Raw genomic sequence first — 11,757 nt, forward strand, 5'->3', positions numbered from 1 at the left:
GACGCGGAGGTGCCGCGCCCGGCCGGGATGTGTCTCACCCGAGAGCCGACCCCACCTCGATCGCCTCCCGGTACGCCGCCAGGTCACCCACCGAGATCAGCCGCAGGTCCTCGCTCTCGGCCAGCGCGGCCAGGTCGCCCAGGCGCGCCATGCTCCAGTCGGTGCGTACGACCTCGCACATCGCGGTCGTGCCGGACAGTCCCGCGAGCCTGGACAGGTCCATGCCCGCCTCGGTGTGGCCGTCCCGAGCCGACACACCGCCGGGCACGGCCCGGATCGGGAACACGTGGCCGGGCCGGCCCAGATCGCCCGGCCGGGTCGACGGGTCGGCCAATGCCCGGATGGTGCGCGCCCGTTCGGCCGCGGAAATGCCGGTGGTGGCGCCCTCCAGCAGGTCGACGGACACGGTGAACGCGGTCTCGTGCAGGCCGGTGTTCGTCGCGGTCATCGGCGGCAACTCCAGCCGCGTGACCGCCTCGTCCGGCATGGCCACGCAGACCACCCCCGCGGTGTGCTCGAGCATGAAACGCATGGCCGCCTCGGTCATGTGCTCCGCGGCCACCATGAGGTCGCCCTCGTTCTCGCGGGATTCGTCGTCGAAGACGATCACGAAACCCCCTCGGGCAAAGGCCTCGATCGCCCGAACCACCTTCTCCGGGCGCTCGACCGTGCCCTCGTGCGGCTTCTCGTGGACTTTCTCTGTCATGCGTACTCTCCTGTGGTCTCGTGCGACCGACCCGCGAGGGGATCCGGCCGCACGCGTGGTTCCGTGCCAAGGAGGGGCCGCCCACACGGACAGGCGTTCGACGCATGCCGCGGGGGACGGCCACGGCGTACAAGGGTTCGGAATCCGCCAACGGCCCGTTCCCCCGTGCGCCGACGCCGTTCCGGGAGAGCGAGCACGTTCGTCCCGCGTCCGGGCAGGGCCCGACCGCGGGGTCGACGTGTCGCCGCGCACTGCCTTCCATCCGGACTCTCACCGTCGGTCCCGGAGTTTCACCGGGTCAACCGGCCGCCGGCTGCGGTCGGGTCGCGGACTGTCACCGCCGGTTCGGAATTTCACCGACCCCGGAGCGCGCGAACACTCGCCGTGAGTCTTCCACGCCGCGTGCCCGCGCCGATACGTGTCGCGCGTCACCGGGGGTGGGACGGGCGTACCGAACGGGGGCGGCGTTCACCCGCACGGCCCAAGCCGCCGACCGGGATTGTGCCTGATCGGGTGCCCGGAACCTGGGATCGCCCGCCGGCCGGGAGGCGCTGGGCGTGCGGGCCGAGCCCACAGCGGATTACATGGTGAGGTCGATGGATCTCACGACACGGGAGCGGACATGCACGTGATGAGAGCGGTCCAGGACGCACAAAGCGTGGTGTGGCACGCGATGGAGAGCGAGGACGTCGCGATGTGCGGGGTGACGTTGCCCCCCAGCCGGGACGTGGACGGCACCCGGCGACGGGAGACGTTCTGCGGGCCGTGCATGAGCGAGGTCGAGCGGACCATAAACCCCGTCGCGAAGCTCACCGACGACTGTGCCGACGAGGGGACGCCGGTCTGAGTCACGGGTCCGACCAAGGGCGCCGCGCCTGCGGCGCCCTTGGCGTGCGAGCCGCGGGTCCGCGTGTCGCGACGGGGGCGCCGCAGGAGGCGACAGGCGGGCGTCGACGGGGCGCCGGCCGATCGACGGGGGCGTCGTCGGTGGTCACGGTTGGAAGGAGTCCACGATGGTGTGCTCGACCTCGGGGCACCGGGTAGCCCCCGCCCCCGTACGCCGCGCGCTTGTTCGCGGAGCCACGCCCGTCGTGGTCGGGGGCCGGCCGTGATCACGCTCGGAGTCGAGGAGGAATACCTGCTCGTGGATCCCGTCGACGGCCTGCCGGTGCCGATGGCCGAGGCGGTTCGGGCGGCGGCGGATCTGCAGCCGGCGGTGGCCGGCGGCGAGATCCAGCCCGAGTTGTTGCAGATGCAGATCGAGGTCGCCACACCGGTGTGCGAGACCCTCGACGAGGTCGGCGGCCACCTGCTGCGGCTGCGCCACTCGGTGGCCGCCGCGGCCGAGCAGGCGGGATGCCACCTGGTCGCGTCCGGGTCCGCGCCCTTCGGCCCCGGCCTCCCGGCCGAGGTCACCGACCGGATCCGCTACCGGTCGTTGCACTCGGACGCCCCGCGCCTGGTCGACGAGATGTTCATCAACGGGATGCACGTCCACGTCGCGGTCCCCGATCGGGACGCCGGCGTGATGGTGCTCAATCGGCTGCGCCCGTGGCTGCCGCTGCTGGTGGCGATGTCCGCGAACTCCCCGCTGTGGGAGGGCGGCGACACCGGCTTCGCGAGTTGGCGCACCATCGTGTTCGGCCGCTGGTCGGTCAGTGGGGTCCCGCCAGCCTTCGTCGACGCGAACGACTACGACGCCCGGATCGACGACCTGCTGAACGCGGGCGTGTTGCGCGACCGGGCCCGGGTCTACTGGCAGATCCGGCTCTCCGACCGCTATCCCACGGTCGAGGTCCGGGCGATGGACGTGCAGCTCAGGGTGGACGACGCGGTGATGCTCGCCGGCCTCGTCCGGGCCCTGGTGACCACGGTGCTGCGGGACGCGACGGCCGGGCAGCCGCCGCCTCGACCCGCCCCCGAGCTCGTCGCGGCGGCGCAGTGGTACGCCGCGCGGCACGGCCTGACCGACGCGCTGGTCGACCCGTACACGCCGCACCGGCTCAAGGCCGGTGAACTGGTCGGCCGGTTGATCGAGTACGTCACCCCGGCTCTGGCGGACACCGGGGACACCCGCCAGGTGGACGCGCTGGTGCACCGGCTGATGCGGGAGGGGACCGCGGCCGATCGGCAGCGGGAGGCCTTCCGGCGCGGGGGACGGGACGAGTTGCTGCGGTTGCTGGTCACCGAGTCGGCGATGTCCCAACGGCACTGATCGCCGATCGGGCACCGCCGGTCCCGGGACGTGCCGCCGGGCGTCGCCACGGAGCCCGCGTGCCACGCCCGGTCCGGCGCGGCACGGGAGTTCCGCGACGGTGGTCGGGGATGCCGCGGATCGCCGACCCGTGCCGGTCCTCGGGTCAGGAGCCGTCGTCGAGGGGGCGCAGGAAGCGGCGTTCGTAGCGCTTGATGCACCCGGTCTCGCGGGCGAGTCGGATCGCGTCCTGGCAGTCGGGGTCGGTCGCGCTGTCGATGCGGTACTGCTCGTAGGCGGCGAAGCCGGGGAAGGAGAAGAGCGCGTAGGCGATGTCGCTGTCGCCCTCGCTCGGCAGGAAGTAGCCGTGGTGGGTGCCGCCGAAGCGGTTGACCAGGCCGACCCAGCGGCGGCCGTACTCCTCGAAGTCCGCCAGTTTGTCGGCGTCGATCTCGTACTTCAGATGAATGGTGATCACGCGCACATGATGCCGCGTGCGGCGGGGCGCCGCGACGCCGGCCGCGCGGTGTGCGGTCCGGGGCCGGCCGGAGTGGTCCGGACGGCCCCGGGAGTGTGCTCGCACCGGGGGGTGAGGGCTCACCGGGGCGCGCGGTCAGGCCGGTGTCACAGGTCGGTGGCGATGATCTTCTCGATGTTGCGTTCGGCGAGGGCGGTGATGGTGACGAACGGGTTGACGCTGGTGTTGCCGGGGATCAGCGCGCCGTCGATCACGTACAGCCCGGAATAGCCGTGCAGGCGGCCGTAGTTGTCGGTGGCCTTGGTCAACACCGCGCCGCCGAGCGGGTGGTAGGTGAGGTGGTCGCCCCAGATCTTGTAGGTGCCGAAGAGGTCGGTCCGGTAGATCGTCCCCTCCTTCGCGTTGATCTTGTCGAAGATGGTCTTGGCCATGTCGATGGACGGCTGTTTCCAGGAGGACTGCCAGTTCAGCTCGACCTTGCCCGTCGCGGCGTTCCAGGAGAACCGGGCACGGTTCGGGTTCTTGGTGATCGACAGGTAGAACGAGGCGTAGGTCTCGATGCCGGTGGGCAGCGGGGCCACCTCGGCGAACGCGCCGCCGGCGTTCCAGTTGTCGATGCCGCCGGTGGGGATGGACGACTGGAGGGAGCCGGTGGGATCCCAAAGGTGGTTGGCCCGGCCGCACATGACGTTGCCGTTGTCGCCCCAGCCCTGGCCGATCTCGCCGTTCAGGGCGGGCAGCGCTCCGGTGGCCTTGAGCCGGACCAGCAGCTTGCTGGTGCCGACGCTGCCCGCGGCGAAGAAGACCTTGTCCGCGACGACGGTCTTGGTGACCGTGGTGGCACCGCCGGTGTCGATCTGGTCGATCACCACGGTGTAGCCGCCGCCGGCCGCCGGGGAGACCGAAGTGACCTTGTGCAGCGAGGAGATGGTGACCCGGCCGGTGTCCCGGATCCGAGCGAGGTAGGTCTTCTGCAGGGACTTCTTGCCGTAGTTGTTGCCGTAGAGGATCTCACCGGCCAGCGCGGACTTGGGGACGACGCCGGCGGCCTCCTGCTTCATGTAGTCCCAGTCGTACACGGTGGGCACGAACACGAACGGGAAGCCGGAGCGCTGGGCGTGCTTGCGGCCGACGCGGGCGTACTGGTAGCAGGCGGTGGTGTCGAACCAGGCCGGGTCGATGGTGGCCACGCCCAGACCGGCGTTGGCGCGCGGGTAGTAGGTGTTGTACATCTCGTCGGCGTTCACCGAGGGCAGGATGGCGCCGAAGTTCTCCCGCTTGGGGGTCACCGCCATGCCGCCGTTGACCAGCGAGCCGCCGCCGACGCCCCGGCCCTGGTAGACGGTGATGCCGGCGAACTCCTCGGCGTCCAGGATGCCGGTGTACCTGGGGATGTCCCGGTCGATCGGGAAGCCGAGGAAGTTGCTCAGCGGTTGCTTGGTCTTGGTGCGGAGCCAGAAGGAACGGGCGTCGGGGGAGGTGGTGTTGGCGAAGATCTTGCCGTCCGGGCCGGGGGTGTCCCAGGACATTCCCATCTCGATCATGTGCACGTCGACGCCCGCCTGGGCCAGACGCAGTGCGGCGACACAGCCGCCGTACCCGGTGCCGATCACCAGGGCCGGGACGTGTGCCCCGGAGGGGATCGAGGCGGCGGAGGCGGCCGCCGTCGGCTGGGCCGCGCCGGCGCGGCCGGTGAGGGCCGCGACGCCGAGGATGGAACCGGTTCCAGTAATGAAAGTGCGGCGCGAGAAACCCTTGGAACTGTTGCTGCGCATGGCGGAATCGCTCATGTGACGTTCCTCACTCTGGGACGGAGTGGGAACAAGTTCTAGGCGTGATCGCGTGACAAGTCACGGCATACTCGTGAGTAACTTCCGGGCGGTTCCGGGTACTTGCCCTCGGGTCGCGCAGCGTGGACCGGCGGTCACGCAAGCGGTGGTATGGGCGGCCGGGCGAGTGGTCGCGCGAGCGGCGGGGCGCGGTCGCGCGAGCGGTCGGGTCGGGCGCGGGGGAGTCCCGCCCGAGGGGTCGTCCCCCGCACTCGGGGTGTTCGCGGGTCGCGATCGTGGAGCGTTACGGCTGCCGGGAGTTCAGGCGCAGCCCGAGCAACTGGCCCGGCCAGGAAGGCTGTCCGGGGCGGTCGACCGCGAATCGCGAGAGGGGAGTGAAGCCGAGTGCCTTGTACTGCTCGACGAGCGCGCCGTCGCCGCCGGCGTAGCAGTCGACCCGGATCAGGTCGACGGCGCGACGGGCGGCCTCCCGGCTTACGTCCTCGATCAGCGCGGCGCCGACGCCCGCTCCGGAGAAGCGCCGATCGGTGACCAGGAGGTTGACGAACCACTCGGGTTCCTCGGCCGCGGGGATGTACTCGGAGGGCGTGTCGGAGGCGACGCAGCCGCCGGCCGGTTCGCCGTCGATCTCGGCCAGTCGGGCGTGGCCGTGACGAAGGACCTTCTCCACGCGCCGCACCGCCTCGGGGCGGGTGGACCACGGCTCGGTGCCCCATTGGCCCTCGCGACCGGAGGCGGCCAGCCAGGCCACCGCGCGGTCGAGCATGGTGAGGAAGATCGGCAGCGCGGTGGTGTCGACCGTGCGGATGCGCACCCGGCGCGGGGCGGGGGTGGTGTGTTCGCGAGTGATGGGGGACCTCCGACTCCTCGTCCCGGTGGACGGGATCGACCGACCGGCCGGGCATGGGTGGGCCAGGCCGCCGCGCGGGTCGCGTGGCGCTCGAGGATCGTCTCAGGGGGCGCGGGGCGGGGCGAGCGTGGTCGGGCGGTGCCGCGGCCACGGCTGCGGAGCGCGGGCGCTGCCGGGTGTCGCCGTACGACGAATGCCCTGCGGATCCCGGTCCGGGGCTGGGATCCACAGGGCGGCTCGGCGTCCCGGGGAAGCGCGGTCCGGTCCATGCCGAACACGGGGTAGCGGAACACGTGTGGACATCCTCGCGATCGTCGTCGGTACGGCGATATCCCAGATCCCTGGGAGGTTTGCGGGAGACCGCGTGGTGATCTCCGGCATCGCACCCGACGGTCGCACTACGGACGTGGTCGGTGCCCGCGTGTTACGTTCGCGCCATGGCATTACGTGGCGTGAGTGCGCGGCGGGCGATCGAGGGCCTGCGTGAACTGGCCGGGGCGGGCCTGGAGGCCGACGCGATCTTTCGCCGGTCCGACGAACTGCTGCGCGACGTACTGGAATTCGACGCGGTGTGTTGGCACACCGCCGACCCGGCGACCGGATTGGTCACCTCGGTGCTGAGCGACGATCTGAGCCTGGAGGGCTTCCACGACGCGGTGCGGCGGGAGGTCTGGCACGACGACGTGAGCACCTTCCCCAAGATCCGGCACAGCGGGCTTCGGGCCGAGACGCTGGACCGGGCGACCCGGGGCCGGCCCGAGCACAGCCTTCGATTCCGGGAACAGATCGGACCGGCCGGCTTCGGGGACGAGATGCGCACCGTCTTCGACACGCAGGGCGGCATGTGGGGCTGCGCGGCGTTCATGCGGGCGGCGGATCGTGGTCCGTACCTGGGCCGGCAACGGGATCTGGCGGACGTCGCGGCCCGGCACATCGGCAACGCGCTGCGCGCGTGCCACCGGGCGACCGCGTCGCCGGCGGCGGGCGATCAGGTGCCCGCGATGGTCGTGCTCGGTCCCGGGAACGGCCTGGTGGCCGCCGACGAGCGGGCGCAGCGCCTGCTCGCCGAACTCGCCGACGACGCGGTCGACGCGCTCTCGGTGCCGACGGCGTTCGCGGTGGTCTCCGAGCAGGCCCGGTTGGCCGCGTCCGGGGTGCCGGTCTCGTCGGCCAAGGTCCGGGTGCGCACCCGTGACGGACGCTGGTTCGTGCTGCACGCCTCGCTCCTGGACGGCCTCGCCGACGGCCACGTCGGAGTCGTGGCCTCGCCGGCTTCGCCGGCCGAGACGATGCCGCTGTATCTGGCCGCCTACGGGTTGACCGGTCGCGAACAGGAGGTGGCGCTGCTGGCCGTTCGCGGCTGCGACACCAAGGAGATCGCCCGTGCCCTGGCGATGACGCCGTACACCGTCCAGGACCATCTGAAGGCCGTGTTCGCCAAGGCCGGGGTGACCAGCCGCCGTGAGTTGATCGCACGGATCCTGATCGGGGATCGGGCCACGAGGTGAACACCCGGCCCTCGGGCCGGATCAGCGCGCTTCGGGCGCGGATTCCGGGTGCAGGTTCCGGGTGAAGCGGAGGCCGGGGCGGCCGTTCAGGTCGATGTTCTCCGTGGCGGTGAATCCGGTTCGGGCCAGGACGGTTCGCGAGCCGACGTTGTCGAGGGTGGTGACCGCTCGCAGGGTGTGCAGGCCGTAGGCGGTGCCGGCCGGTGCGCAGACCTCGCGGACCGCCGACGTGGCGAGCCCCCGCCCGGCGGCCTGTTCGGCGATCCGGTAGCCGAGTTCGGCCGCGCCGTCCGCCACGTCGATCAGGTTGACCCGTCCCAGCACCTTCCCCTCGTCGTCGACCAATACATGGAAGTGGTGCAGCCCCGCCGCCTGTTCGACGAGTAGCTCGTGGTGCCGCTCGGTGAAGTGGGCGAAGTAGTGGTCGCCCCGATCGGGAATCGACGCGGCGAAGTAGGCCCGGTTGTGCTGCTCGAACTCGAGGAGGGCCGGGGCGTGGTCGAGGCGAAGACGCTCGAGGCGAGGAGGCTGGGACATGGCCCGATGCTAGGGCCTGTCATGGGCCTGTCCTGGGCCCGCCCTGGGTCAGGCCTGGGCGTTTTCGGGTATCGGAGGCCGCCCCGCGCGGGCGGTGGATGGTTCCTGCAACGCGAATTGCAACGCGAATGGCAACGTGAGCTGCAACGTGACTCGCAACGGAGCCTGCAACGGAGCAGGGGACGGGACGAGACGCCGGACAGGGCACGGGGCCGGGAACGGAAGGCGGAGCGGAGGACGGGCGGAAGCCGGTGCCGCCAGGGGCGCCGCTCGACCACGGAGTGGAAACCGGGCGGATCCGGTCCGCGATGTTAGGGTCGGGCGCAACCCAAGGCACGAATCAACCTGGAAAGGGCACCCCTCATGCGCGGAAAGACCAGCGGTCTCAACGGAGTTCGTCCGATCAACTCATCCGCTGCGGGAGCCACTGGCCGTCATGAACCACTTGAACATCGGGATCGTCGCGCATGTTGACGCCGGCAAGACCAGCCTGACCGAACGCCTGCTGTTCGACGCGGGTGTGATCACCCGGATCGGCAGCGTCGACGAGGGAAGCACGCAGACCGATTCGCTTGCCCTCGAACGCGAGCGCGGCATCACCATCCAGTCCGCCGTGGTGGCGTTTCGGATCGGCGACCTCCGGGTCAACGTGATCGACACCCCGGGCCACTCGGACTTCGTCGCCGAGGTCGAACGCGCGCTGCGCGTGCTCGACGGCGCCGTACTCGTGGTGTCCGCGGTCGAGGGAGTGCAGGCCCGAACGCGGGTACTGATCCGCTCGCTTGCCCGACTCCGCATCCCCGTGCTGGTGTTCGTCAACAAGATCGATCGCCGCGGCGCGCGCTACGCCGACCTGCTCGACGAGATCGCCGCCGAACTGGGCCCGAACTGCGTCGCGATGGGATCGGTCGCCGAAGCGGGCACCCCCGACGCACGATTCACCCCCTTCGCCGGCACGGACGCGCGGTTCGCGGCCCGGCTCGCGGAGGCCTTCGCCGACCACGACGACGCGTTCGTGGACGCGTACCTGGACGACCGGGTCACCCTCACCGAGGCCGACTTTCGGCGCGCGCTCGCGCGCCACGTCGAGCACGCCCGGGTGTATCCGGTGTTCTTCGGCTCCGCGATCACCGGCGAGGGAATCGACCACCTGGTCCGAGGCATCGCCGAACTCCTGCCCAGAGTAGGCGAGGAGGTGGCCGCGCAACCCTTGAGCGCGGTGGTGCTCAAGATCGAGCGGGGCCGGTCGGGGGAGAAGATCGCGTACGTCCGCACCCGAACCGGCACGCTGCGCCCGCGTGCGGCGATCGCCTTCTATCGGCGCGATCACGGCGGCGGTGTGGTCGAGCTGAGCGGGCGCACGTCGGCGGTCCAGGTGTTCGACCAGGGCACCCGGCTGCGGGACGCGGACGCGACCGCGGGCTCCATCGCCAAGGTCCGGGGCCTGGCGGAGGTACGGGTCGGCGACCAACTGGGGACCGCGGACGGGCTGCCCACCCGGGGCCTGTTCGCCCCGCCCACCCTCGAATCGGAGGTGACGCCGTCGAGTCCCGCGCAACGGCCCGCGCTCTACGCCGCGTTGCTGCGGATCGCCGAGCAGGATCCGATGATCGACGTGCGCGGCGACGAGGCGACCGGGGCGATCTCGGTGCGCCTGTACGGCGAGGTGCAGAAGGAGGTGATCGCCGCGACGCTGGCCGACACGTACGACCTGCGGGTCGCGTTCGAGGAGTCGCGACCGCTGTACTTCGAGAAGCCGGTCGGGGTCGGCGAGGCGGTGCAGGAGATCGCCGGTGACGGGGTGAACTTCTTCTGGGCGACCGTGGGTCTGCGGGTCGAACCGGCGGACCCCGGGGCCGGGATCGTCTTTCGGCTGGGGGTGCGGTTGGGCGGGCTGCCGCTCGCCTTCCATCGGGCGATCGAGGAATCCGTGCACGGCACGCTGCGCCAGGGCGTGCGCGGCTGGGAGGTGCTGGACTGCGCGGTGACGCTGACCCGGACCGGTTTCGCCAGTCCGCTCAGCGCGGCGGGCGACTTCCGGAACGTCACACCGCTGGTCGTCGGCGACGCGCTCAAACGCGCCGGGACGCGCGTGTTCGAGCCGACGCACCGGTTCGAGCTGGAGGCACCCGCGGCGAGCGTCGGGGCGGTGTCGGCACTGCTGGCGGGTGCGCGGGCGGTGCCCGAGGAGCAGTCCACGCGGGGTGACCGCTGCCTGGTGCGGGGCACGATCCCGGCCGCCGAGCTGCACGGGGTCACCCGGCGGCTGCCCGAGTCGACCCGGGGGGAGGGGGTCCTGGTCAGTGAATTCGAGGGCTATCGCGCCTTCACCGGCCACCCGATCCCGATCCGGGTTCGGACCGGGCCCGATCCCTACGACCGGGATCGATACATGCTCCACACGCTGGGTCGGGTGCGGGGCTCCTGACGCGCGATCCGCCGCGCCCGGGCCTGGCGGGCGCGGCGGAACGCGTCGTGCGTCGGTGCTCGGGGTCAGTCCCGGTGCGGTGGGACGGCCGCCGTCGACTCGCGGGCGACCAGGCGGGGCGCGAAGCGGTGGTCGACGTGCGGGGTGTGGTAGCCCTGGAGCCGTTGCCACATCGCGGTCGCGATCGCGGTGGACATCTGCTCGATGGGCTGTTGCACCGTGGTCAGCGGCGGGTCGCTGTGTGCCGCGAGGTAGGAGTCGTCATACCCCACCACCGAGACGTCGTGCGGCACCCGCCGGCCGGCCTCGCGCGCGGCCGAGACCACGCCGAGCGCCATCAGGTCGCTGCCCGTGACGATCGCGGTCGCCCCCGCGTCCAGGAGTCGTCGGGCCGCGGCCTGGCCGCCGGTGATCGAGTAGGTGGACTCCACGTACAGCGAGTCGTCGCACCCGCCGAACGTGGCGGTCATCGCCGCGCGGTAGCCGGCCAGCCGGTGTCGGGAGGGGCGGTAGAACTCCTCGCCGCCGGCCAGCGCGATCCGGGTGTGCCCCAGGCTGTGCAGGTGGGCCACCGCCATCGCGGCGCCCGCCGCCTCGTCGGTGGTCACCGTGGACACCGGCAGGCCCGGTACCCCGCCGTTGACCAGGACCATCGCCACGTGCTTCTGGTGCAGGTGCCAGTAGAAGCCGTGGTCGGCCTCGGGATTGGCGTGCCGCCCGGAGACCAGGACGAGTCCCTCGATGCCGCGCCGTAACAGTGTTTCGATGTAGTCCAGCTCGGTCGGCCCGTGTTTCGTGGAACTGCCGATCAGGGCGGTGACGCCGTACTGGCTCAGCCGCGCCTCGATGGCGCCGGCGAGCAGCGCGAACGCGGGGTTCTCCAGCTCCGGGACGATGATGCCGACGAACGGTTGACCGACCGGTGCCGGCGCGACCATGCCCTGTTCGCGGATGGCGTCCAGGACCCGGGTGCGGGTGTGTTCGGCGACCCCGGGCTTGTCGTTGAGCACCCGGCTCACCGTCGCCGCGCTCACCCCGATCCGGTCGGCGATCCGGCGGACCGAAGGTCGCTCCAGTGTCACGCGACGCTCACCTCACTCTCTGTCCCCAGGACTCTCCCCGAGGTCCTCGGTGGCGACCCAGGCTATCGAAACGCGTTTCGCCACTGCAACAAAATCTTTGAAACATGTTGCAGAGTGTTGCAGTGATTTGCGGGTTGCTTTTACGCTCCTCAGCATTCGACCTGATGAACGGCATGTTTCGGAG

10 protein-coding genes and 1 riboswitch are annotated in these 11,757 nt (G+C 71.3%); of the genes, 4 read left to right on the top strand and 6 right to left on the bottom strand.

Translation table 11 applies throughout. The annotated features are described in order from the left end of the window. Window positions 1-34: 34 nt before the first annotated feature. Window positions 35-706 (bottom strand): 3,4-dihydroxy-2-butanone-4-phosphate synthase, encoded by a 672-nt coding sequence (ribB, locus tag ACWCPW_RS37230; protein WP_449766001.1) that lies wholly within the window; start codon window positions 704-706, stop codon window positions 35-37. Window positions 707-952: 246 nt separating this feature from the next. Further along, a riboswitch (FMN riboswitch) is annotated at window positions 953-1,081 on the bottom strand. 247 nt (window positions 1,082-1,328) lie between these two features. Here ribB and ACWCPW_RS37235 point away from each other — a divergent pair. Together ACWCPW_RS37235 and ACWCPW_RS37240 are read left to right on the top strand one after the other, a co-directional pair. Beyond that, window positions 1,329-1,553, top strand: a complete 225-nt coding sequence (locus ACWCPW_RS37235; RefSeq protein WP_449766002.1) for a hypothetical protein — start codon at window positions 1,329-1,331, stop codon at window positions 1,551-1,553. Window positions 1,554-1,814: 261 nt separating this feature from the next. Beyond that, the gene (locus ACWCPW_RS37240) at window positions 1,815-2,921 is read left to right on the top strand and encodes a carboxylate-amine ligase (protein ID WP_449766003.1); all 1,107 of its coding nucleotides are present in this window, start codon (window positions 1,815-1,817) and stop codon (window positions 2,919-2,921) included. A gap of 145 nt (window positions 2,922-3,066) precedes the next feature. Here the strand turns inward: ACWCPW_RS37240 and ACWCPW_RS37245 are convergent, their stop codons facing one another. From ACWCPW_RS37245 to ACWCPW_RS37255, 3 genes are all read right to left on the bottom strand, one after another. After that, entirely contained in the window at window positions 3,067-3,378 is a 312-nt protein-coding gene (locus tag ACWCPW_RS37245; RefSeq protein ID WP_449766004.1) for an NIPSNAP family protein, read from the bottom strand. A gap of 146 nt (window positions 3,379-3,524) precedes the next feature. Beyond that, window positions 3,525-5,168, bottom strand: a complete 1,644-nt coding sequence (locus ACWCPW_RS37250; RefSeq protein ID WP_449766005.1) for a GMC oxidoreductase — start codon at window positions 5,166-5,168, stop codon at window positions 3,525-3,527. Window positions 5,169-5,451: 283 nt separating this feature from the next. Beyond that, window positions 5,452-5,982: a GNAT family N-acetyltransferase gene (locus ACWCPW_RS37255; protein ID WP_449766006.1), complete on the bottom strand. Its 531-nt coding sequence runs from the start codon at window positions 5,980-5,982 to the stop codon at window positions 5,452-5,454. 473 nt (window positions 5,983-6,455) lie between these two features. On the opposite strand from ACWCPW_RS37255, the gene ACWCPW_RS37260 reads away from it, so the two are divergent. Then, window positions 6,456-7,526 (top strand): helix-turn-helix transcriptional regulator, encoded by a 1,071-nt coding sequence (locus ACWCPW_RS37260; RefSeq protein ID WP_449766007.1) that lies wholly within the window; start codon window positions 6,456-6,458, stop codon window positions 7,524-7,526. A gap of 21 nt (window positions 7,527-7,547) precedes the next feature. Here the strand turns inward: ACWCPW_RS37260 and ACWCPW_RS37265 are convergent, their stop codons facing one another. Next, window positions 7,548-8,063 (bottom strand): GNAT family N-acetyltransferase, encoded by a 516-nt coding sequence (locus tag ACWCPW_RS37265; protein ID WP_449766008.1) that lies wholly within the window; start codon window positions 8,061-8,063, stop codon window positions 7,548-7,550. A 436-nt stretch (window positions 8,064-8,499) separates the two neighbouring features. On the opposite strand from ACWCPW_RS37265, the gene ACWCPW_RS37270 reads away from it, so the two are divergent. Continuing rightward, on the top strand, window positions 8,500-10,491 hold the full coding sequence (locus tag ACWCPW_RS37270; protein WP_449766009.1) for a GTP-binding protein: 1,992 nt from the start codon (window positions 8,500-8,502) through the stop codon (window positions 10,489-10,491). Window positions 10,492-10,556: 65 nt separating this feature from the next. On the opposite strand, the gene ACWCPW_RS37275 is transcribed toward ACWCPW_RS37270, so the two are convergent. Continuing rightward, on the bottom strand, window positions 10,557-11,573 hold the full coding sequence (locus ACWCPW_RS37275) for a LacI family DNA-binding transcriptional regulator (protein WP_449766010.1): 1,017 nt from the start codon (window positions 11,571-11,573) through the stop codon (window positions 10,557-10,559). Window positions 11,574-11,757: the final 184 nt, after the last annotated feature.

The organism is Embleya sp. NPDC001921, assembly GCF_053594475.1.

Excerpts from the sequence above, each read along its gene's own strand:
- ribB (WP_449766001.1), bottom strand. The coding sequence starts at position 706 with ATGACAGAGAAAGTCCACGAGAAGCCGCACGAGGGCACGGTCGAGCGC.
- ACWCPW_RS37235 (WP_449766002.1), top strand. The coding sequence starts at position 1,329 with ATGCACGTGATGAGAGCGGTCCAGGACGCACAAAGCGTGGTGTGGCAC.
- ACWCPW_RS37250 (WP_449766005.1), bottom strand. The coding sequence starts at position 5,168 with ATGAGCGATTCCGCCATGCGCAGCAACAGTTCCAAGGGTTTCTCGCGC.
- ACWCPW_RS37260 (WP_449766007.1), top strand. The coding sequence starts at position 6,456 with ATGGCATTACGTGGCGTGAGTGCGCGGCGGGCGATCGAGGGCCTGCGT.
- ACWCPW_RS37265 (WP_449766008.1), bottom strand. The coding sequence starts at position 8,063 with ATGTCCCAGCCTCCTCGCCTCGAGCGTCTTCGCCTCGACCACGCCCCG.
- ACWCPW_RS37270 (WP_449766009.1), top strand. The coding sequence starts at position 8,500 with ATGAACCACTTGAACATCGGGATCGTCGCGCATGTTGACGCCGGCAAG.